This is a genomic window from Burkholderia sp. AW49-1, from assembly GCF_053427845.1.
In genome coordinates, this window is record NZ_JBSAXF010000001.1 from 582,733 (window position 1) to 604,404 (window position 21,672).

The window sequence follows — 21,672 nt, forward strand, 5'->3', positions numbered from 1 at the left end:
CCGGCGTGCAAGTCCACCGATACGTGTTACGAATCGGCGATTCCTGCCTACAATGAACGCAATGCCTGTCGTCCGGCCACGGTGGACGAGCAGGCCGGAACCGACTTCACGCCGAACCGGGCCGGGCCCGCTCGGTGAACGACAACCGGAACCATACGGTGCAGTGCAGACCGGATCTCTCGGGGGACCGCAGGATGTCCACGCACGCCAGGAAGCCGCTGATATCGCTCGTCGTGCCGTTTCACGACGAAGAGGAAACGATCGACGCATTCTTTGCAGAAACGCTGCCCATTCTCGAGTCGGTCGCCGGGGTGCGCTTCGAGATCGTCTGCATCAATGACGGCAGCCGCGATCGCACGCTCGACCGGCTGGTCGCGGTCGCCGCCCGCGACCCGCGCGTGCACGTCGTGGATCTCACGCGCCGCTTCGGCAAGGAAGCGGCGCTCACCGCGGGCCTCGACGAGGCCGCCGGCGCCGCGGTGATCCTGATCGACGCCGATCTGCAGGACCCGCCCGCGCTGATTCCCGCGATGATCGAACACTGGCGCGGCGGCGCCGAAGTCGTCGCCGCGAAACGCACCGACCGGATGTGCGATCCGTACCTGCAACGCGCGGCGGCGGCACTCTACTATCGCGTGCACAATGCGCTGTCCGAAGTCGAAATGCCGGAAAACGTCGGCGATTTCCGCCTGATGGATCGTGAGGTCGTCGATGCGCTGCGCGCGCTGCCGGAGCGGCGGCGGTTCATGAAGGGGCTGTTCGCGTGGGTCGGCTTTCGCACCGCGATCGTCGAATACACGCGCGCGCCGCGCAGCGGCGGCCGCTCGAAGTTCTCCGGATGGCGCCGCTGGAACTTCGCGCTCGAGGGCATCACGAGCTTCAGCACCGTGCCGCTGCGCGTGTGGACCTACGTCGGCCTCACGTTCGCGATGCTGTCGCTCGTGTACGGCGCGTTCATCGTGGTGCGAACGCTGCTGTTCGGCAATCCGGTGCATGGCTACCCGTCGCTGATTTCCGTCGTGCTGTTCGTCGGCGGCATCCAGTTGATCGGCATCGGCGTGATCGGCGAATACCTCGGCCGGATCTATCACGAGTCCAAGCAGCGCCCCGTCTATCTCGTGAGGCGACGCTATCGTGCCGAGCGCGATGCCGCCGGGCAGCCGGCATCGAAGCTGCTGCAGTTCCCGCTGAAGCGCGCGAACGCCGCGCGCCGCCGGACGGCGCTGCCGGCGGCAACCGGCGTCGCTGCTCGCAAGGCGTCGTTCAAGTAGAACCGGGCGGCCGCAATTGGACATTCCCCGGCAATCGCTGCACACGGCGGAGCGCCCGGTCGTCGCGTGGCTCACACCGCGACGCGTCATCCTGTACAGCATGCTGATCCTGGCGTTGTCCGCGCTGTTCGTCGCGATCTGGATATCCGTCGTGCGTCATGCGCACGGCAGCGTCCCGTCACGCGCCGGCGCCGACTTCTCGGTGTTCTGGTCCGCATCGTACGTCATGCTGCACGGCTCGCCCTCGCAGGCATACGATTTCTCGGTATTCTCGCGGCTGACGGCCGAACTGTTCCCGAATCTTCGTCGCGACGCCTTCGCCCCGTGGCTGTACCCGCCCACGTATCTGCTGCTCGTAACGCCGCTGGCGCTGCTCCCCTTCGCGCTTGGTTATCCGCTGTTCGTCGCGTTCGGCGTCGCCGTGCTCGGCCTCGCCGCGTGGCGCGTGGCGCGTCTCGGCGTGATTCCCGGCGCATGGCGCGCCGGCATCGTTGCGCTGCCCGTCGCGCCGTGCGTGTTCGTCACCGGGGCACTCGGGCAAAACGCGTTCCTGACCGCATCGTGCGCGGCGCTGGCCGTCCACTGGGCCGAGCGACGGCCGATGTGGGCGGGCCTTTGCATCGGACTGCTGTCCGTCAAGCCGCAGATGGCGCTGCTGTTCCCGTTCGTGCTGGTGGCGACACGCGCATGGCGCGCGATCGCGTGGGCTGCCCTCGCCACCGGCACGTTCGTCGCGCTGAGCGTCCTGGTCTGCGGCATCGAGTCGTTGCGCCTGTTCGCCGCCGGCACGGACCTCGTACGCTCGATCGTCCTCGAACACGGCGTCGTGTTCTGGCTCGCGTCGCCGACGCCGTTCGCGGCGTTCCGCCTCTCGGGCGTGCCGCTCGGCGCCGCGTATGCGGCACATGCGGGTATTGCCGCGATCGCGATCGCGGCCGCCTGCATCGCCTGGACGCAGTCGCGCGATACCCGCGTGCGCGCCGCCGTGCTGACGGTCGCGACGCTCGTGGCCACCCCGTACCTGTGGCACTACGAACTCTCATGGCTCGCCATCGCGATCGCCTGCATGCTGTCGATCGGCTGGCGCGACGGGTGGCTGCGCGGCGAACAGACCGCGATCGCGCTGATGTGGGCACTGCCGATCGTCGAATACCTGAACCCGTGGTTCCAGTTACCGCAGATCGGCCCGGCCGTGACGCTCTTCGCGCTGCTCGTGCTGCTGCGCCGCGCGCGCCACGACGCTCACAACGCGAGCCGCGGCGGCACGTATACGCCGTAGTACGGCCCGACGCCCGTCGCGACGCCGGTCATCTTCACGCCGGCGACGAAGTGCCCCTGGATGTACTTGTACGTGCCGCCGAGCGACACGTCGATATGAAACGCCGCGAACGCGACGATCGGCACGTAGGTGCTGCTCGCCGTCTGCGTGACGACCGGCAGCACGACCGTCGTGCCGACCGGCACCGACGTGTAGAGCGTGGCCTTCACGCCGGTCGCGAGATAGATGCTGTCGCCGATGTTGAGCGTCGTCGGGTTGCCGGTCACCATCAGGCCGCCCATCGTCGTCGTATCGGTCGCGGTCGACTGGAACGACGTCCACTGGCCGCCCATGCACAGCGCGCCGTAGGTCTGGCCGTTCGTGATCGAGAATTCGTACGGCAGGCCGGTCAACGGATCGATCAGCGGCTGGTTGGTCGCCGCGTTCCAGTACTGGTTGTACACGCACTGGTCGATCGCGATCGGAAAGAGCCCGCCCGCCGCGACCCCGCCGGGCGCCGCGAGCACCGCGATCGCGGTCGCACTGCCGGACGCGCCGGCGATGCCGAGCAGCCCGCCGAGCAGCAGCGGAATCGACCCGCCGTTCACGCCCGGCGCACGCGACACGGTCACCTGCACCGCAGGCACATCGTACGAGCCGGGCGTGATGGTGGTCGGCTGCATCGACGCGGGGCTGCGCGTCACGTTCCAGTAGCCGGTGGTCACCGTGCCGGTCGCCAGCGGTGCGCCTGCCGCCGCGTTCTGCGCGATCACGCCGTTCGCCGCGGGCGCGGCCTGCGACCAGTTCAGCGCGCCGCCGGTCGGCGACATCATCGCGTCGGCCCCCGCGAGCGCAGCCGCGTCGGCGGCGTTCTGCAGCTGGTTGCGCACCGTGGCCACCCACGCGATGTCGATCGCCAGCGCGCCGAACGACAGCAGCGGAATCAGGAACATCAGGAAGAACAGCGCGACGGAACCACGCTCGCGCGCGGCGCCGACCCCTGGCGCGTCGGCGGCGTCATTCATAGAGCATCACCGAACTGGCCGAGATCGTCACCGGGCCGGTCAGCGCGCTGAATGCCGAACCCAGCACCAGCCCCGAATACGTGTAGGTCACCGTGACCGTCAGCGCGGTGCCCGACGTCGTGCCGTTCGCCTGCGTCACGGTCACGGTCGGCGTCGTCGCTGTGCCGCCGGTGATCAGGCTGTTCTGCGTGTAGCTCGATGCGACGCTGGCGATCTGCGTCGTGGTCAGCATCGGCACTCGCAACACGACGCCGGCGCGCGCGGCCTCGCGGCTCGCGTTCGTGATGACGGCCTTGTCGCACAGCAACAGGCTGGTGTCGATGATGCCGATCAGCACCATCAACAGGAACGGCAGCATCAGCACGAATTCGAGCGATACGACGCCGCGCGCGCGGCGCGCGCCCATCGCCCCACGTGTCATTTTTCGGCCTCCGCGGCGGGCGGCACGGCGCGCGGCTCGAGCGCGGCGCCCGTCGACGGCCGTGCCGCGGCGGAGGCCGGGCGCGATGCGAGCTGCGCGCGCACCGCCTGGTAGACGCGCAGATTGTCAGCCACCGCCGACGCGGGCAGATCCGCGGACAGCAGCTTCTTCGCCGAATCGGTGTTGCCGAGCACGCCATACGCGAACGCGAGATTCTGGCGTGCCTGCCACGGCGCATCGGGGAGCCCGGCCACGTCGAGCAATACGTTCACGCCCTCGCGTGGCCGGTTGGCCAGCACGAGCGACAGCCCGAGGTCGACACGCAGCCCCTGCGCATCCGGATGCGCGCGCAGCGCATCCCGGTATACGGCCTGCGCGTCCTCGTGGCGGCCCTGCAGATCGAGCACCGTGCCGAGCCCTTCGGCCGCGAGCGGAAGATTCGGCTGCGCGGCCAGCAGGTCGCGGTAGCGCCGTGCGGCCTCGTCGAGCCGACGCTGCCGCAACGCGACCCGCGCAAGCCCGATCTGCGGCCCGAGTTCGGCGGGCGCCTGCTGCCGTGCCTGCTCGTAGAGAATTCGCGCGCGCTCCAGATCGCCCGCGCGGTAGTTGACGTCGCCGAGCCCCAGACGCGCCGGGAGCGAATCGGGATGCCGGGCAAGCACCTTCTCGTACAGCGTCGATGCGAGATCGACGTTGCCGCCTGCAAGCGCGCTGTCGGCAATGCGCAATTCGGCCTGCGGGTCGTCGCTCTTGTGCGACAACGCCGGCCGCGTCTGGATGCCCGGCGCGCAGCCGCCGGCCAGCACCGGCAACACGGCCGCGAACGCGAGCGCACGGAGGACGGATCGTGTCATTTGAATACCTCGAGCAGGCGGATCGCCGCCGGGCCCGCCGCGATCAGGCCGACCGTCGGCAGGATGAACAGCATCATCGGCAGCGTGATCTTCGGCGCGAGCTTCGCGGCCTGTTCCTCGAGCGCGACGATCTGCTCGGTCCGCTCGCTGCGCGACAGCGTCCGCAGCGCCTGCGTGATCGGCGTGCCGAATCGCTGCGACTGCGTGAGCGTCGTGGCAAGCGAGCGCGCCGACGCGAAGTCGACGCGTATCGAAAAGTGCGCGAGCGCTTCGGCCACGTTGCCGCTCAGCGTCAGCTCGTCCGCGCACACCTTCAGCTCGTCGGCGAGCGGCGGGCAAATGCGCTCGAGTTCGCGCGCGACACGCCGCACGCCCGATACGAGGCTGTTGCCGGCCATCGTGCAGATCACGAGCAGGTCGAGCGCATCCGGAAAGCACGCGGAGATGATGCGCCGGCGCCGCCGGATCATCGCGCCGAGCACGTATTCGGGAACGATCACGCCGATCACGAACGCGGCGACCATCGCCAGCGCCCGGATCACGAAGTATTCGCCGAAGCGCGGAATGTACGGGCTGAACACGATCGCGACGCCCGCGAACAGCACGCCGCAACTCAGCTTGATGCCGATCATCGACGACACCGCACGCCGCTCGCGAAAACCCGCGCGCGTGAGCTGCAGCCCGAGCTTCGCGCGCTGCATCGGGTCGAGCACGGGCAGCCGCTCGCCGAGCTGCGCGAGCCGCCGCGTCAGGTCCTGACGCACCTCGCCCGGCTGCAGCCGCCCCGACGCCAGCGACGGCGGACGTTGCCCGGCCGCCTGCTGCACACGCTCCGCGATCCGCCGGCGCGTGCCGCCGCCGGGCGGCGCAAGCGCCACCGCGACGCACGCGAGCAACAACAACAGTTCGAGGCCGCGGGCGGCCAGCATCGACATCGTCATCGCGCGGTATCCAGTTTCGAGATCTTGCGAATCGTCAGCAGTCCGATCGTCAGCAGCACCGCGGCGATCGTCAGCATCACACGTCCGGCATGCGTATCGAACAGCAGCATCACATACGCGCGGTTCACGAGGAACAGCGCACCGATCATCACGAACGGCACCGCCGAAATGATCTTCGTCGTGATCCGCCCCTCGGCGGTCAACGCGCGCGTCTTCAGGCGGATGTCGCGGCGCGTGCGGATGATGCTCGACAACTCGTCGAGCGTCTCGCCGAGGCTGCCGCCCGTCTCGCGCTGCAGCAGCAGGTAGACAGTGAAGAACGAGAAGTCCGCGATCATCAGCCGGTCCGCCGCGAGCGTCAGCACGTCCTTCAGATCCGCGCCGACGCGCAGGCTGTCGCCCATCGTGCGAAAGGTGGAGCGCACCGGCTCCGCCGCGCTGTCGCCCACCGTGCTGATCGCCTGCGTGACCGGAATGCCCGCGCGCACCGCCCGCACGATCAGGTCGATCGCGTCCGGGAACGCTTCGAGAAAGCGCAGCCGGAACCGCTCGACCAGCGCCCGGTAGCTGGCGCGCATCGCCACCAGCGGCAGCCCGACGTAGATCAGCGGATGAAGTACGCTCGGCAGCGCGACGAGCTCCACCACGGCGATCGCGGAGATCGCTCCGGCGATCGTGCCGGCGACGACGATCCGCATCCCACGTTCGCCGCCGACCGCTCGCACGCGCGTCACGTAACGCTGCAGCCACGCGCGCGCGCGGCTTTGCCGGCGAGGGAGGTTGAACAGCGCGACGCCGGGCGCCGCGGCCGCACCGGCCTCCCGGCCCGCCAGCGACGGCGCAAGGTGCCGCATCCGCGCGCGAATGCGCTGCTCCGGCGTGTGGCGCGCACGATCGAGCAGCGCGGACAGCGCAAGGCCCGCCGCGAGGATCACGACGAATGCGCCGAACGCGAACAGGTCCGCGGGCCTCATTGCCGGAATACCTCGGAAAGCGCGTCCTCGACACCGTAATACGCGGCGCGCGGTGCGAACGCCGGCCGCAGCGACGACGCCTCGAACACGCCCTTCACCACGTCCCGCGTCGTGTCACCTTCCTGGCGGAACGCGAAGAGATCCTGCGTGATCACCACCTCGCCCTCCATCCCGACGATCTCGGTGATGCGGGTCACGCGGCGCACGCCGTCACGCATCCGCTCGACCTGCACGAACAGGTGCACGGCACTCGCGATCTGGCGCCGGATCGACAGCAGCTGCAGGTTCGCGTTCGCCATCATGACCATGCTTTCGAGCCGGCTGATCGCATCGCGCGGCGAGTTCGCGTGGATCGTCGTCATCGAGCCGTCGTGCCCCGTGTTCATCGCCTGCAGCACGTCGAACGCCTCCGCGCCACGGATTTCGCCGAGGATGATGCGGTCGGGCCGCATCCGCAGCGCGTTGCGCACGAGGTCGCGCTGCGAAATCCCGCCGAGGCCCTCCGTATTCTCCGGGCGCGTCTCGAGACTGACGACGTGCGGCTGCAGCAGTTGCAGCTCGGCGGCGTCCTCGATCGTCACGATCCGTTCGTGCTCCTCGATATGTTGCGACATCGCGTTGAGCAGCGTCGTCTTGCCCGAACCGGTACCGCCCGAGATCACGATGTTCAGCCGGCATGCGCACGCGATCTTCAACACCTGAAGCATCCCGTGCGAGATATTGCCCTGGTGCGCCATGCGCGCGAGCGTGATGTCGCGCTTCGCGAACTTGCGGATGGAGATCGACGCGCCGCGCATCGCGATCGGCGGCAGGACCACGTTCACGCGGCTGCCGTCGGCGAGACGTGCGTCGACCATCGGGCTGCTTTCGTCGACGCGACGCCCGACCGCCGCCGCGATCCGCTGCGCGACGCTCGTCACGTGTGCGTTGTCGCGAAACTTCAGCGGCGTAAGTTCAAGCCGGCCCGCGCGCTCGACGTACACCTGATCGGGGCCATTCACGAGAATGTCGGAGACGGTGTCGTCGGCGAGCAGCGGCTCGATCGGCCCGACGCCGAACATGTCGTTCAGGATCGCATCGACGATCAGCACCTGCTCGCCCGTCGTGATCTTCAGTCGTTCGCGCTCGACGGTATGCGCGGCCACCTGTTCGATGCCCGCACGCACTTCGTCGCGCGTCTTCATCAGCGCCGCCGACATGTTCATCGACGAAAACACCGCGGTGCGAATCGCATCGAACTTGCCGGAGCGAATGAGCGCCTCCTGGGTATCGGCCGACGCCAGCGCGCGCGCGGACGCGGGCGCCGGGCTCGCGGCCGGACCCGCGCCTGGGCCCGGCCCGGGCGCGCCGTCGGGCGGCGCGGCGGGCGCCCCTGCCGGCGCCGGGTCCGGCGTCGACTGCTTGCGGGTGCCGAACGTCACGATCCCTTCCTCCATTTGACGAAGCGCGCGTACCACGGCTCGGCGACGGCCATCGATTCGCCGGTGATGCCGTTCGCGAGCAGCCGGATCTCGTCCAGGAACCCATGACGTTTCGCGCGCTCGATCGGTTCGCCGAGGTTCTCGGCGACCGCGAGCGGCTGCGGCTCATGCGGCAGCTCGCGCAGCCTCACGCCGCCGAATGCGTCCTCGAAGTCGGTCTGCGCGACACGCCCCTTGACCGGTTCGAGCGGGTTGTTCAGCGTCATCGACAGCAGCCGCTCGCCGGGTAGCTCCTTCACGAAGCGCGCAAGCCGCGCAGCTTCGTACGCGGCGTGCACCGAGCGGTCCGCGACGATATAGACGAGATCGGACACCGCCAACGCGTCCTCGAACAGCTTGCCGACGCGAGTGCCCACATCGAACAGCACGTAGTGAAAGCGGTCTTTCAGCATGTCGACGAGCAGCGCGACCGCATCGTCGCGCAGCGGCGCGTCCTCGCCGTACGCCAGTTCGGCCGACAGCACGTGCAGGCGGTCGCCCTTCGTGACGAACATGCGGTCGAACAACGCGTCGTCGGGGCGCTGCTCCATGTTCAGCAATTCGATCAGTCCGTTGTTGCTCGACAGCCCGAGCATCGAGTTCGCGCCGCCGCCATGCAGGTTCAGGTCGACGTACGCGACGCGGCGGCGCTTCTCGCCCGCCAGACAGCGCGCGAGACTCACTGCGATCGTGGTCGTGCCGACACCGCCGCGCGCGCCGACGAACGCGACGATCTTGCCGGTGCGCGCCTGCACGACCGATTCCGTCGCGGTCAGCGCGCGCCGCATCAACTCGACGGTCAGCGGCTTCACGATGTAGTCCTGCACGCCGATGCCGAGCAGGTTGCGGAACAGCCCGACGTCGTTCTGCGTGCCGATCGCGATGACCCTCACCGACGGATCGCACACGTCGGCGAGCCGCATCAGATCCGATACCGGCAGCACCGAATCCGACACGTCGACGATCAGCTGGCGCGGCGAGCGCTCGTGCTGCTGCAACAGCCGGATCGCGTCGTCGCAGTTTCCCGGCTGCACATGGGCGCGCGTGATCGACAGATCCTGCGCGACGCGCCGGATCACGTCCTCGCTGCCGGCATCGGACACGACCGCGACGAGGTCCGCCGCTCCGGCTGAGGCGGCGCGTTTGGCGTTCTGGCGGTCGAGGACGTTCATGGGCGGCATCGCGCTTCGCATCGGGAGTGGGTCAATGGCCGGGCGAGCCGGTCGTCGTCAACGTCTTGCCGGGTGCGGGCTGCTTCACGCGATCCTCGACGTAGCGGCGCACGGCGTCGGCCGCGACTTGCGCGTCCGCGCCGCCGTACGGCACGGGCGCGACGAGATCCTCCGGGCGCGCGAGCATCGTCGCGAGATTCGTGTAGGTCGCGCAGCCGAACGGCACGCCGGGCCGCCCGAACCCCGCATCGACGAGATGCGACGGCTGCATCAGCTTCGCGCAGTCGGGCGGCACCGCGTGCACGCCGTCGAAGCCGATCGCGCGCGCATCGGGCAGGTTGATCGGCGGCGGCGCCGACAGGCAGCCCGCCAGCACCGGCGGCAACAGGACGGAGACGATGGTTCGAATTCGCATGCGCGCTCCTCCGGTCAGTACACGAAGCCCGCGGCGCCGACGAGGCGCGGCGTGTCGCCCGACAGCATGTCGATCCCGAGATTGCGCTGGATCGCGAACTCGAGATCGCTGCTCGGCCGCGCGACGGTGTCGAGCGCCTGCTCGAGCTGGCCGGGGCCGGACGGCTGCACGATGTACGGCGTCACGATCACGACGACCTCGGTCTTGTTGTCCTGGAAGTTCTTCGACGAAAACAGCCGGCCGATGATCGGCAGCCGGCCGAGCCCCGGGATCTGCGACACGGTATCGGCCGTCTGGCTCTGCAGCAGCCCGCCGATCGCGAAGCTCTGCCCGCTCGACAGCTCGACCGTCGTCTCGACGCGCCGCACGGAGAGTCCCGGCACCGTGACGCCGCCCGTCGTCACGCTGTTGCTCGAGTCGACCTCGCTCACCTCCGGCCGCACCTTCAGGCTGATCCGGTTGTCGGCGAGCACGGTCGGCGTGAAGTCGAGCGACACGCCGAACGGCTTGAACTCGACCGTGATCGCGCCCGTCGTGGTGCCGGCCTGCGCGACCGGAATCGGAATTTCGCCACCGGCGAGGAAACTCGCGGTCTGGCCGGACATCGCGGTGAGATTCGGCTCCGCGAGCATCGTGATCAGGCCTTCCTGGTCGAGCGCATCGAGCACGACGTCGATCGACCAGCGCCCCGCGTGGAATCCACCGAGTACCGAATACGCGCCGGTCGGCGACAGGTTGAACAGCTTGGTCGTCGGATCGATCAGCGTGCGTCCGTTGAACAGCCCGCCGACGAAATTGCCGGCCGCGCCGAGCGAGCTCCAGTTGATGCCGAGCTGCTGCGTGACGTTGCGGCTCACCTCGGTCACGCGCACGCGCAGGTTCACCTGGATCGGGCGCGACAGCGTGAGCCGGTTGACGATCCTTTCCTTGTCGTTGAGATACGGCGTGAGCGACTGCATCACGGCGTCCGCGTCGGCTGCGCTCGGCACCTTGCCCGACACCATCAGCGAGCCCGGCGCACCGGACACCGACAGCTTCAACTGCGGAAAGCGGCTGTCGAGCACCGCCTGCAGCGACGCGGTATCGACCTGAACGATCACCGTCCGGCGCAGGATCGGCCGATGGTTCGCACCGAGCGCGATCAGCGTGGTGGTGCCGGCCTTCTTCCCGAACACGAACACGGTGCGCGGCGACGGCACCTGGATGTCCGCGATGCTCGGGTCCGCGACGAACATCGCGGTCGCGGGTTCGGACAATGACAGCATCTCGCCCTTGCCGGTCGCGATCGACAACGCCGAGCCGGCGTCCGCCGCCTGCGCGCGCGGCGCGAGCACGACGCCCGGCGCGACGATACAGGCCAGGCACCAGAAAGCGATCCAACGAACCATGCGCACCATGCGTCTTCCCGTCAAATGCCGGCCGCCGGGCGGCCGGCCCGAATCGTCATCCCGTCACTGCGGCACGGCCGCGCGCGGCGCTTGCGCCGTCGCGTCCGCGGCAGCATTCCCGCCCGCGGGCACAGCCGGCGCAACCGGCGTGCCTGGCGTACCTGGCATAGCCGGCCACCCGGACGGCAGCGGCGGCAAGCCAGGCGTGCCGATACCGCTGCCGCGCGATCCGTCGTCGACCGACGAGCCGCGATAGATCACGACCGTATTGCCCTGCGACGCAGGCCGCGTGCCGCCGTCCGTTCGGCCGGACTGTGCCCGCGCCGCGTCGCGGGCCGCGCGCGATACGTCGCCGGCCCACACCGGCGGCGTATCGGGCTCCTGTTCGCCGCCACCCGCCGCCTGACGGCGATCGCTCGTCGCGAAGCTGCGCAGGGCCAGCGACAGCGAACCGAGGCGCGTCGCGACCAGCACGACCTGGGCGGTGCGCGGTGCGACCTCGAGCGTGACCGTGCGCGCGCGGACCGGCACGTCCGGCGCGCTCGCGGGCGCCTTCGCACGCTGGAATTCCGAGCCGACCGCGAGCACGCGCGCGCGCCGCACGACCGTCTCCGCTTCGAACGTGCCGGGCGTCGTCGCGGACCCGCCGATCTCCTGCGTGAGCACCACGTCGACGAAGTCGCCCGGCTGGATCAGCCCCGCGTTGCCCGACACGTCGTCGACCGGCACCGAGATCGCGCGCATGCCGGGCTGCAGCGCGGCCGCGAGAAAATCCGGCGCGCCCGCCGCAATCACGTTGTCCGCGCGGATCGGCGCACCGGCGTCGACACGGTTGCGCAGCAGCGCGCCTTTCAGGTCCGCGCCCGGTTGCGACTCGACGAACGCACCGGCCGGCACCTGCGTGCGCGGTATGCGCTTCCACGCGAGATCGTTGTCGCGCAGCAGCAGCCCTTCGGGCAGGTCCGCCGCCGCGACGCGCACGCTCACCTCGGCCGCTTCGCCGGGCGCGGAAGGCGTCGACGCGGAGACATACAGCTGACGCAGGATGAACGCGCCGATCGCGGCAGCGATGATCAGCACGGCCATTCTCAGGGGTTTGGGCATGGCGGCGTGCGTCCCCCTGTCTAGGTAAGCGAAACCGCGTGAGGAAACGGCACCCAGACGGCCAGCATGCCGCCGAGCGCGAGCGCGATGCCGTACGGCACGCCGCGCGGCGCGATCGCACGTGCCGGCGCTGTGTGACGCCGCCATGCAACGGCCGCGAGCGCGGCGACGCCATACAGGGCGCCGCTCGCGGCGACGAGCGTCAGAACCGGGAACGCGAGCGTCGGGCCGGCCCACAGGAACACCGCCGCCGCCAGCTTCACGTCGCCGCCGCCCATCCAGCCCGCGTGACGCAAGCCCGCGAACAGCAGCAGCATCGCCGCGGCGGTCGCCACGTGAGCGGCAAGTTGCGCGAGTCCGTCGCGCGCGAGTGCCGCCGCGACCAAATACAGCACCGCGAACGCCAGCACGGCACGATTGGACAAGCGCCGCTCGCGCAGGTCCTGCGTCGCGAGCGACACCAGCACGAGCGTCGCCGCCGACTGTACGAGAAAGAGCATCGGAGAGCCGTCCGTCGGCGCGCCCCGGCTGGATACGTCGTACCGCTGCGGATCCGTGTGTCCGCCGACGGCGCGCGGGTTCAGGAGATCAGATCAACGCCGTGACCTTGTTGATCAGCGCGGTGAACACGGCCGGCAAGCCGCCGGACGTGCTGCTGAGAATCACCCCGACCGCCGCCAGCGCGACCACGACGATACCGGCCAGAACCGCATATTCGAGCGAGCTGACACCACGTTCATCGCGCAGCAAGGTCTTGACGTATTGCAGCATGACAACCTCCGTGTGGCGGGGTCGGTGATCGACCGTTGAATGTAATGACGCGGTGTTGCACGGGGTGGTGCGCACGGCGTTCGCCCATTCGTGACCCATGCGGCGGCCCCGGCATCGGACCGTGCGCATTCCCCGGAATCCATTCGATCGCTGCAACGCGTGGTGTGCGGCGATGGCGTTCGCCGCTACATTCGCGCGTCTGATGCGCAGCCGCATTGGCACGATGCGAATCACGCTAATTCGTCTAGGGTATAGACAATTTTTTGGGCGAATTCAAATAATTTGGCGTCGGAATGCATTTATGGGCAGAGCGCTTCAGCGATGAAATACGCGCACGCCATTTACCGCTTTTTCAACGTGGCGCGGCAGGCCGGTCATGGCTCGAAGTAAGAATGTTAATGCCCGGCCGCATCATTGCCGCCACCGTTCAATTCGATGGTTTTTTATTCAGTTTTTCGATATGCCGCGCGCTTCGTAATTACGAATTCAGAACAAACTCTCGCGTGCATTGCCCGGCAATCCTTTCGTGCATTCCAGCGCGATCCGGAAAATATTGCACGCGCCGATCGGCATGCGTGAACCGCATTCGCCCCACGCGCGCCGGCCTGCCTTCCTCAATCCAGCCAGACGGCGTCGAACCGGTGCCCGCCGAGCGGCGAGAACGTCACCCCGGTGCACGCGCTTCGAGATCGGCAGCGACACGATCGCTGTCGCGATCGGCGTGAACGGGCGACGCCATTCGCGGCCCGCCTTCCGGCCCCCTGCAGGTTCTCGGTAATTGGCGCATCGTAGCGGTTGGTCAACGCCGACACCGGCGCGCGAGCATTCGCCCGCACGCACGTGCAGCGCGACGTGCCCGCCGGCGCGCCGCACCTTCCTGGAGGACCCACGATGTCGATCAGCCCCGATACACCTTCTCGTCCCGTGAAGTCGCCGGGCCCCGATCATCCGATCACGATCGAACCGCATCCGTCTCGCGTGGTGGTCAAGGTGGCCGGCAAGGTCGTCGCCGATACGTGCCACGCGCTGGCGCTGCGCGAGGCCAGCTATCCGGCCGTGCTGTACGTTCCGCGCGAGGATGCCGACATGGCGCTGCTGCAACGCACCGACCATGCGACGTACTGCCCGTACAAGGGCGATTGCGCGTATTACTCGATTCCCGCCGGCGGCGAACGCGCGACCAACGCGGTATGGACGTACGAGCATCCGAACCCGGCCGTCGAATCGATTCGCGCGCACCTCGCGTTTTACCCGGATCGCGTCGACTCGATCGAGGAAAGCCCGCTCGGCACCGATTGAATGCGGCGGCGCCTGCCGGCCCGTCGTTCACGTATCGTCCGGCCGCTGATTTGCATATGCGGATTCATTGGTTGGCCGCCGATTCGCGCGGCCGTATCGTCGTGCATCCGGCGCGGGCCGGCCGGTCGCGCGCAGCTTGCGCATCCGGCTGCGTCCCGTGCCGATCGCGCCGCAAACGCGCGCGCCCCGTGAACCCGCCTGCAGGACGCCTCGATGAACGACGAATCACACGCAGACCTTGGAACGACCCCGGCAAATCCGCGCCGCCGCCAGTGGCTGCACGGCGCGGCCGCCGGACTGGCCGGGTTCGCGCTCGGCCCGCTCGCGGGCATGCCCGCACTGGCGCAGGGCAGCGAGAAGCGGCTGCGCGTCGGCTTCCAGAAATACGGCAACTTCGTCGTGCTCAAGGCGCGCGGCACGCTCGAGAAGCGGCTCGCGAGCCAGGGCGTGACGGTCCAGTGGCTCGAGTTTCCGGCCGGCCCGCAATTGCTCGAGGGGCTGAACGCGGGCGCGATCGACGTCGGCACGGTCGGCGAGACGCCGCCGATCTTCGCGCAGGACGCAGGCGTCGATTTCGTCTATCTCGGCAACGAACCGCCCGCGCCGCACGGCGAGGCGATCGTCGTGCTGCCCGATTCGCCGATCCGCACCGTCGCGCAGCTGCGCGGCAAGAAGGTCGCGTTCAACAAGGGTTCGAACGTCCACTATCTGCTCGTGAAGGCGCTGGAACATGCGGGCCTCGCGTATGCCGACATCCAGCCGATCTATCTGACGCCCGCCGACGCGCGCGCCGCGTTCGAACAGCGCAGCGTCGACGCATGGGTGATCTGGGATCCGTATCTGGCGGCCGCCGAACGGCAGCTCGGCGCACGTGTGATCGCGAACGGCGACGGGCTCGTGCGCAATACGCAGTACTACCTCGCCGCGCGCAAATATGCCGCCGCGCAGCCGCAGGTGCTGCGCACGCTGCTCGACGAAGTCGACGCGGTGGATCGCTGGGGACGCGACCACGTTCCGGAAGTCGCCGCGCAACTGTCGCCGCTCGTCGGCCTCGACGCGCCGACGCTCGAAGTCGCGCTCAGGCGCACGGGCTACGGCGTGCAGCCCGTCACCGATGCGACGCTCGCGTATCAGCAGAACATCGCCGACGCGTTCAGCGCGCTGAAGCTGATTCCCGGCAAGGTGACGGTCGCCAACGCACGCTGACGCGCCGTCGCTACGCCGCGTTACGGCGAACGCGTCGCGCCGATGCGCCGCCACTCGTCGTAATCGGTGACGAGGCCCGCATCGTCGACCGCGATATCGGCCGCATACGTGCCGCTCTCGTAGCGGTAAACGCGCTCCGCCGTGCGCGCATAGCGCTGCTCGCCGCGCACGATCTCGAACGCCGGAAAGCGCAGCCAGGCCGTGTGAATGACGGCCGACGCACCGACCGCCAGCCCGAGGCGCCGGATCGGCAGCGTATTGGTCGACGGACTGAAGCCGAGATCGATGTCGGTCGCGCCCGCGAGGGCCGGCGCGTCGACGCCGTCGATCGTCCAGCGCGCCGCGTCGCGTTCGATTGCGAGCTGCCGTGGCGGCGCTGCGCCGAGCCAGTACGTCACGTGCGCCGATCGCGTCAGCCAGTCGGCCCCGCACGCGATCGCATAGTCGACGCGAAACGGCGTGCCGTCGATCGCGCCCGCCACCGCGCCCGACAGGTCGATGTCCGCATGCGTCTCGACGAGCCGGCACCATTCGGCCGCCTGCCAGGTCTGCGTGTTCTGCCACGCGACGCACCGCGTGCGCGCTGCTTCGTCCCGTTGCGTCATGTCGTCTCCCGTCGGTTGCATGAGCCGGATTTGCGCTCACGGCATCGATGATCTCATGGGCCTTTGATCCAGACGGTGATGAAGACGAGCCACTAACGCCCGAGGTTCGACACGATCCTGGCCGGCGGCGGCATCGGCGTCGTGCAGGCACCGGCCTGCGGCAATGCGCTCGCGCACGGCAAGCTCGTCGAGAGCCTGTCGAGATACGCGCTTCCCGAGTTCGCGCTCAAGCGCGGGTCAACGCGCAACGGCCGATGCCGCCGCGCGTTTGCCGGCGCCGTCACGCCGTCGACGGTCGCACATTCACCCGCGCCGCATCACCAGGCCTGCCGATAGATCGCCAGCGCGTCGGCTTCCGTGACTTCGCGTGGATTGTTCACGAGCAGGCGCGTCTGCAGCATCGCGTCCGACGCCATCCTCGACAGGTCGCCCTCGCCGATGCCGACCTCGCGCAGCGCGCGCGGAATGCCCGTCGCGACGATCAGGCGATCGATCTCGTCGATCAACGCCTGCGTTCTCGCTTCGTCGCTACCCGTCGCCGACGGCGTGACGATCGCCGCGAGTTCGGCATACAGCGGCGCGGCAGCCGGCGCGTTGAAGCGCAGCACATGCGGCAGCACGAGCGCGTTCGACAACCCGTGCGGCACGTGGAAAATGCCGCCGACCGGATAGGCCAGCGCATGCACGGCCGCGACCGGCGCGTTCGCGAATGCCTGGCCGGCGAACATCGCGCCGACCAGCATCGCTTCGCGCGCGTGGCGATCGCCGCCGTCGTCGCATGCCTTCAGCAGGTTGCGCGACAGCAGCGTCAGTGCCTGCACGGCCAGCATGTCGGACACGGGATTCTTGAGCCGCGACGACGTATAGGCCTCGATCGCATGCACCATCGCGTCGATGCCCGTCGCGGCCGTTGACGCGCGCGGCAGCCCGAGTGTCAGCTCGGCGTCGAGGATCGCGACGTCCGCGAACAGGTGCGGCGACACGACGCCCATCTTGCGCGCCTCGCCGACCGTGACGATCGACACGGCCGTCACTTCGGAGCCGGTGCCGGCCGTCGTCGGCATCTGCACGAGCGGCAGCCGCGACGTTGCAACCTTGTCGACGCCGTACATGTCGGCCAGCGCCTGCCGCCCCGGCGCGAGCACCGCGATCAGCTTCGCGACGTCCATCGACGAACCGCCGCCGAGGCCGAGCACGATTTCCGCATCGGCCGCCACCGCCCGCGCGGTCGCTTCGAGCACGACGTGCTCGGGCGGATCGGCGATCACGTCGTCGATCACGGTCACCTGCCAGCCGTGCGCGGCGAGGCTCTGCAGCGCGGGCGCGAGCACGCCGCTGCGATGCAGGAACGCGTCGGTGACGACGCACAGCCGCGCGAGCGCCGGAAAGCGTTCGCGCAACAGCGCGCCGAGCCGGCGCGCGGCGCCGAATTCGACGATCTGCGTCGGAACGGTACGGAATTGAAACGGGTTCATCGGATGCCTCCCGGTGGCGTCGCCGTGCCGGTGTCCGGCTGCACGATGTAGCGCGTCACGTCGCGGCGATCGAGCAACGGAAAGATCGCACCGACACCGATCCGCTGGAAATGCGGCGTTTCCCGATGCACGTCGAGGCCGTCGGCCTCGCGATAGCGCTCGAGGATCACGATGTGGTCGGGATCGACCGGCGACCGGAAGTATTCATAGTCGAGGTTTTTCGGCTCGTTGCGCGTGGCCGGCGCGAGTTCGGCCAGCAGTTCGATCACGCGGTCGCCGTTGCCGGGTTTCGCGAAGAAATGCGCGATGACCTGCAGGTAAGGTTCGTTCATGCTGCGCTCCGTATTCGCCAGCGGCCCGCCATGACGGGTCGTCATTCCACAATGCGCGACTGCGCGTCGAAAGTGGCGGTCGCGGCCCGACGTCGCATTGTATTGAATCGGCGTCGCGTGCGCAGCGCGTCGTCACGCACGCGGCGGCAACGCTTCGCCTGAACGGTTCGCGGCAGGCCCGTCGAATGCCGGCACGGTGCCCTGGCCGGCCTTGCGCGTCACGCGTCGCACGCCCCGCTGCTCCGGCCGCTACCACGGCACGGTACGCCCCAGGTAATCGAGGTATTCGAGCCCCGCGCGCCGTTGCTTGCCGATCAACACGTTCACGAGGCTCGGCACGCTTTCGTCGATCGTCAGTCGCGCATCGGGCCCGCCGAGTTCCGTGCGAACCCAACCCGGCGCCATCAGCACCATCGCGCGCGGCGTGCCGGCCTGGCGCGCCGCGAAACTGCGCATGAACTGGTTCAGCGCGGCCTTGCTGCCGCGGTAGACCTCGCGCATCCCGCTCACGTTGTTCGCGACACTTCCCTGCCCCGACGACATCGCGCCGATCAGGCCATCCGTGGTCACGAGATCCTGCAGCGCGTCGATCACGCGCATCGGCGCCAGCGCATTCGTGATCATCACGCGCACGAATTCGTCGGTCGTGACGTCGCCGATCGTTTCGTTCGGGTCGTTGGTCGTGCCGGCGTTCACGAACAGCATGTCGAAGCGCCGGCCCGACAAGCGCGCACGCAGCGCGGCCAGTTGTTCCGGCGCGCAGATGTCGAGCGTCTCGATCTCGAGCCATCCGTCGAAGCGGTCGGCGAGCGCATGCAGTTGCGTGCGCCCCGATGCCGCGCGCACGGTTCCGGTGACGTGCCAGCCCTTGTTCAGGAATTGTTCCGCCATCGCGAGCCCGAGGCCGCGCGAGGCCGCGACGAGCAGGATCGAAGGTGTCCTGGGGGTCGATACGGTCGATTGCATGGATCGCACCTGTGCCGGAGTTCGTCATCCGGCCACTATAGGCGTGCGCCAACGCATGCACCAGACGCACCGAACTCAATTGATAGTTGCATCGAACGCCCTATCAAGCCGAGCGATGTCGTATGCTGTCCGGATGGAAGACATCGACCTGAACCTCGTCACCGCGCTCGACGTGCTGCTGACCGAAGGAAGCGTGACCGGCGCCGCGCGCCGGCTCGGACTGAGCACCTCCGCGATGAGCCGCACGCTCACGAGGCTGCGCGCCGCCACGGGCGATCCTCTGCTCGTGCGTGCCGGACGCCGGCTCGTGCCGACGCCGCACGCATCGGCGTTGCGCGATCGCGTGCACGCCATCGCGAGCGATGCGCGTGCCGTGCTTCGTCCGGCCTCGGCCGACGTCGACATGGCCACGCTGTCGTCCACGTTCACCATCCGTGCGGCCGCGTCGTTCATGGACATGCTCGCCGGCCCGGTGGTGGCCGCCATCGGCGACATCGCGCCCGGCGTGCGGGTGCGTTTCGTCGCCAGGCTCGACCGCGATCCGGGGCCGCTGCGCGACGGCACGGTCGACCTGGAAATCGGCAAGCGCGGCGACGACGCGCCCGAGCTGCACACGCGCGAGCTCTTTCACGACGGACACGTCGCGGTGGCGCGCGCCGGGCATCCGCTGTTCGCGGCGGCCAGGATCACGCCTGCGCGCTACGCGGCCTGCCGCCACGTGATCGCATCGCAGCTCGGCGACTTCGGCGGGCCGGCGAACGATCCGGCAGATGCGCGCGCGCCCGCCCATATCGTGCAGGTCGTGGTGCCCGGCTATCCCGACGCGATGCGCGTCGCGGCCGGCACCGACCTGATTGCGCTCGTGCCGCGCTCGGGCCTCGGCAACGCATTCACGCCGGGGCTCGTGGACGCGCTGGGACTGCGCAGCTTCGCGATACCGGTCCGGCTGCCCGAGATCCTGATCTCCGCGCTCTGGCATCCGCGGATGCAGCGCGACCCCGTGCATCGCCGTCTGCGCGATGCCGTCATCGAGGTGTGCAAACGCGCGTATCCGGCGGCCCGCGCACCGCGCGTGCCGAAGCGCGGCACGAACACGCGCGCCGCCGGCTGAAGCACCACGATCCGCACGCAGCGCCCGCGTCTCACACCAGCCGCACCGCCCACGCGACGCCACGGATCCGGCACCGTTTTCCCGAATCCCGGCCATTGCAACGCGCCGGGCGGCGCCGGCGGGCCCTTCGGCTAAAATGCCGCACTTTCCATCCTGTCCGGCCCGCTCGCCATGCAACCCGCCTCCCCCGCCCGATCCGCCTCCCACGGCGCCGACGACGCAGATTCGTCGCGCGACCTCGTCTATGGCCCCAATGACCGGCCCGCGCCGATGGTCGCCTTCGTCGCGGCGCTCCAGCACCTGCTGGCGATCATCGTGCCGATCGTCACGCCCGGCCTGCTGATCTGCCAGGCGCTCGGCGTATCGAGCCGCGATACGACCCTCATCGTGTCGATGTCGCTGGTGATTTCGGGTATCGCGACCTTCGTGCAGTGCAAGCGCTTCGGTCCGCTCGGCGCCGGCCTGCTGATCGTGCAGGGCACCAGCTTCAACTTCGTCGGCCCGCTGATCGCCGGCGGCAGCGTGATGGTCAAGCAGGGCACGCCGGTCGAGACCGTGATGGCCGCGATCTTCGGCGTCGTGATCGCCGGTTCGTTCGTCGAGATGGGCGTGTCGCGCATCCTGCCGTTCGTGAAGCGCCTGATCACGCCGCTCGTCACGGGCATCGTCGTGCTACTGATCGGCCTCACGCTGATCAAGGTCGGCCTCATCAGCATGGGTGGCGGCTACGGCGCGATGGCCAACGGCACGTTCGCGAGCGCCCAGAACCTGACGCTGTCGTGCCTCGTGCTCGGCACGATCATCCTGCTGAACCGCGTGCCGATCGTGTGGGTGCGCAGCACCGCGCTCGTGATCGCGCTCGCGATCGGCTATGCCGCGGCCGCGGTGCTCGGTCGCCTCGACTTCACGGGCGTGCATCAGGCCGCGCTGTTCCAGGTCCCGACGCCGCTGCACTTCGGCATCGGTTTCTCGTGGTCGCTGTTCGTGCCGATGCTGATCATCTATCTCGTCACGTCGCTCGAGGCGATCGGCGACGTCACCGCCACCAGCAAGATCTCGAAGGAGCCGGTCGAAGGGCCGGTGTGGATGCAGCGGATCAAGGGCGGCGTGCTCGTGAACGGCGCGAACTCGCTGCTGGCCGGCGTGTTCAACACGTTCCCGAGCTCCGTGTTCGCGCAGAACAACGGCGTGATCCAGATTACCGGCGTCGCTAGCCGCTACGTCGGCATCTGGATCGCGGGCATGCTCGTGGTGCTCGGCCTGTTCCCGGTCGTCGCGGGGGCGCTCCAAGCCGTGCCGGAGCCCGTGCTCGGCGGTGCTGCGATGGTGATGTTCGGCGCGGTGGCCGCATCGGGCATCAACATCCTGTCCGGCATCCAGCTCGATCGCCGCGCGCTGCTGATCATCGCGGTGTCACTCGCGCTTGGCCTCGGCGTGTCGCAAGTGCCGGACATCCTCAACAGCCTGCCGCATGCGCTGAAGAACGTGCTGGAATCGGGCGTCGCGACGGGCGGCATCTGCGCGCTCGTGATGAACTGGTTCTTGCCGGAACAGAAGTAACGCTACGGACTCCATGACGCAGCCCGACCGACGGGCCGCGTCGCGCTCGGCGGCTCCGGCTTGG

General features: G+C 69.0%; 22 protein-coding genes. 6 read left to right on the plus strand and 16 right to left on the minus strand.

From position 1 onward, the window contains the following. Positions 1–194 precede the first annotated feature (194 nt). Together ACV22W_RS02440 and ACV22W_RS02445 are read left to right on the plus strand one after the other, a co-directional pair. Complete coding sequence (locus ACV22W_RS02440; protein ID WP_448017574.1) at positions 195–1,271, plus strand: glycosyltransferase family 2 protein; 1,077 nt, start codon at positions 195–197, stop codon at positions 1,269–1,271. A 16-nt stretch (positions 1,272–1,287) separates the two neighbouring features. Continuing rightward, positions 1,288–2,550, plus strand: a complete 1,263-nt coding sequence (locus tag ACV22W_RS02445; RefSeq protein WP_448017575.1) for a glycosyltransferase family 87 protein — start codon at positions 1,288–1,290, stop codon at positions 2,548–2,550. Here the strand turns inward: ACV22W_RS02445 and ACV22W_RS02450 are convergent. From ACV22W_RS02450 to ACV22W_RS02505, 12 genes are all read right to left on the minus strand, one after another. Then, entirely contained in the window at positions 2,514–3,554 is a 1,041-nt protein-coding gene (locus tag ACV22W_RS02450) for a TadG family pilus assembly protein (RefSeq protein WP_448017576.1), read from the minus strand. The genes ACV22W_RS02445 and ACV22W_RS02450 overlap by 37 nt on opposite strands. After that, on the minus strand, positions 3,547–3,975 hold the full coding sequence (locus ACV22W_RS02455; RefSeq protein WP_448017577.1) for a TadE/TadG family type IV pilus assembly protein: 429 nt from the start codon (positions 3,973–3,975) through the stop codon (positions 3,547–3,549). The genes ACV22W_RS02450 and ACV22W_RS02455 overlap by 8 nt, the downstream gene beginning before the upstream one ends. Beyond that, positions 3,972–4,829 carry a tetratricopeptide repeat protein gene (locus ACV22W_RS02460; protein WP_448017578.1) on the minus strand — a complete coding sequence of 286 codons (858 nt, stop codon included), beginning with the start codon at positions 4,827–4,829 and terminating at the stop codon, positions 3,972–3,974. Before ACV22W_RS02460 ends, ACV22W_RS02455 begins: the two co-directional genes overlap by 4 nt. Beyond that, positions 4,826–5,770, minus strand: coding sequence for a type II secretion system F family protein (locus ACV22W_RS02465; RefSeq protein ID WP_448017579.1), 945 nt, complete (start codon positions 5,768–5,770; stop codon positions 4,826–4,828). Before ACV22W_RS02465 ends, ACV22W_RS02460 begins: the two co-directional genes overlap by 4 nt. Further along, on the minus strand, positions 5,767–6,744 hold the full coding sequence (locus ACV22W_RS02470) for a type II secretion system F family protein (protein WP_448017580.1): 978 nt from the start codon (positions 6,742–6,744) through the stop codon (positions 5,767–5,769). Before ACV22W_RS02470 ends, ACV22W_RS02465 begins: the two co-directional genes overlap by 4 nt. Further along, the gene (locus tag ACV22W_RS02475) at positions 6,741–8,180 is read right to left on the minus strand and encodes a CpaF family protein (protein WP_448017581.1); all 1,440 of its coding nucleotides are present in this window, start codon (positions 8,178–8,180) and stop codon (positions 6,741–6,743) included. Before ACV22W_RS02475 ends, ACV22W_RS02470 begins: the two co-directional genes overlap by 4 nt. Then, the gene (locus ACV22W_RS02480; protein ID WP_448017582.1) at positions 8,162–9,385 is read right to left on the minus strand and encodes an AAA family ATPase; all 1,224 of its coding nucleotides are present in this window, start codon (positions 9,383–9,385) and stop codon (positions 8,162–8,164) included. The genes ACV22W_RS02475 and ACV22W_RS02480 overlap by 19 nt, the downstream gene beginning before the upstream one ends. Positions 9,386–9,407: 22 nt before the next feature. Further along, positions 9,408–9,791 carry a CpaD family pilus assembly lipoprotein gene (locus ACV22W_RS02485; protein WP_448017583.1) on the minus strand — a complete coding sequence of 128 codons (384 nt, stop codon included), beginning with the start codon at positions 9,789–9,791 and terminating at the stop codon, positions 9,408–9,410. 14 nt (positions 9,792–9,805) lie between these two features. Next, the gene (locus ACV22W_RS02490) at positions 9,806–11,188 is read right to left on the minus strand and encodes a type II and III secretion system protein family protein (protein ID WP_448017584.1); all 1,383 of its coding nucleotides are present in this window, start codon (positions 11,186–11,188) and stop codon (positions 9,806–9,808) included. 54 nt (positions 11,189–11,242) lie between these two features. Next, on the minus strand, positions 11,243–12,283 hold the full coding sequence (gene cpaB / locus ACV22W_RS02495) for a Flp pilus assembly protein CpaB (RefSeq protein WP_448017585.1): 1,041 nt from the start codon (positions 12,281–12,283) through the stop codon (positions 11,243–11,245). A gap of 20 nt (positions 12,284–12,303) precedes the next feature. Then, positions 12,304–12,783 carry an A24 family peptidase gene (locus tag ACV22W_RS02500; RefSeq protein WP_448017586.1) on the minus strand — a complete coding sequence of 160 codons (480 nt, stop codon included), beginning with the start codon at positions 12,781–12,783 and terminating at the stop codon, positions 12,304–12,306. 88 nt (positions 12,784–12,871) lie between these two features. Then, positions 12,872–13,054 carry a Flp family type IVb pilin gene (locus ACV22W_RS02505; protein ID WP_044843866.1) on the minus strand — a complete coding sequence of 61 codons (183 nt, stop codon included), beginning with the start codon at positions 13,052–13,054 and terminating at the stop codon, positions 12,872–12,874. 891 nt (positions 13,055–13,945) lie between these two features. Here ACV22W_RS02505 and ACV22W_RS02510 point away from each other — a divergent pair. Both ACV22W_RS02510 and ACV22W_RS02515 read left to right on the plus strand, forming a co-directional pair. Then, the gene (locus ACV22W_RS02510) at positions 13,946–14,353 is read left to right on the plus strand and encodes a DUF427 domain-containing protein (RefSeq protein WP_448017587.1); all 408 of its coding nucleotides are present in this window, start codon (positions 13,946–13,948) and stop codon (positions 14,351–14,353) included. A 213-nt stretch (positions 14,354–14,566) separates the two neighbouring features. After that, positions 14,567–15,559: a sulfonate ABC transporter substrate-binding protein gene (locus ACV22W_RS02515; RefSeq protein ID WP_448017588.1), complete on the plus strand. Its 993-nt coding sequence runs from the start codon at positions 14,567–14,569 to the stop codon at positions 15,557–15,559. A gap of 20 nt (positions 15,560–15,579) precedes the next feature. Here ACV22W_RS02515 and ACV22W_RS02520 read toward each other — a convergent pair whose 3' ends face one another. From ACV22W_RS02520 to ACV22W_RS02535, 4 genes are all read right to left on the minus strand, one after another. Further along, positions 15,580–16,164: a putative glycolipid-binding domain-containing protein gene (locus ACV22W_RS02520; protein WP_448017589.1), complete on the minus strand. Its 585-nt coding sequence runs from the start codon at positions 16,162–16,164 to the stop codon at positions 15,580–15,582. A gap of 317 nt (positions 16,165–16,481) precedes the next feature. Next, positions 16,482–17,639 (minus strand): iron-containing alcohol dehydrogenase, encoded by a 1,158-nt coding sequence (locus ACV22W_RS02525; protein WP_448017590.1) that lies wholly within the window; start codon positions 17,637–17,639, stop codon positions 16,482–16,484. After that, a complete protein-coding gene (locus ACV22W_RS02530) occupies positions 17,636–17,971 on the minus strand; it encodes a putative quinol monooxygenase (RefSeq protein WP_448017591.1) in 336 nt (111 codons plus the stop codon). Before ACV22W_RS02530 ends, ACV22W_RS02525 begins: the two co-directional genes overlap by 4 nt. A 249-nt stretch (positions 17,972–18,220) precedes the next feature. Then, on the minus strand, positions 18,221–18,937 hold the full coding sequence (locus tag ACV22W_RS02535) for an SDR family oxidoreductase (RefSeq protein ID WP_448017592.1): 717 nt from the start codon (positions 18,935–18,937) through the stop codon (positions 18,221–18,223). Positions 18,938–19,070: 133 nt separating this feature from the next. Between ACV22W_RS02535 and ACV22W_RS02540 the strand changes: the two genes are divergently transcribed. Beyond that, the gene (locus ACV22W_RS02540) at positions 19,071–20,048 is read left to right on the plus strand and encodes a LysR family transcriptional regulator (RefSeq protein WP_448018109.1); all 978 of its coding nucleotides are present in this window, start codon (positions 19,071–19,073) and stop codon (positions 20,046–20,048) included. A 171-nt stretch (positions 20,049–20,219) separates the two neighbouring features. Next, positions 20,220–21,608, plus strand: a complete 1,389-nt coding sequence (locus ACV22W_RS02545) for a nucleobase:cation symporter-2 family protein (protein WP_059689777.1) — start codon at positions 20,220–20,222, stop codon at positions 21,606–21,608. The last annotated feature ends 64 nt before the right edge of the window (positions 21,609–21,672 follow it).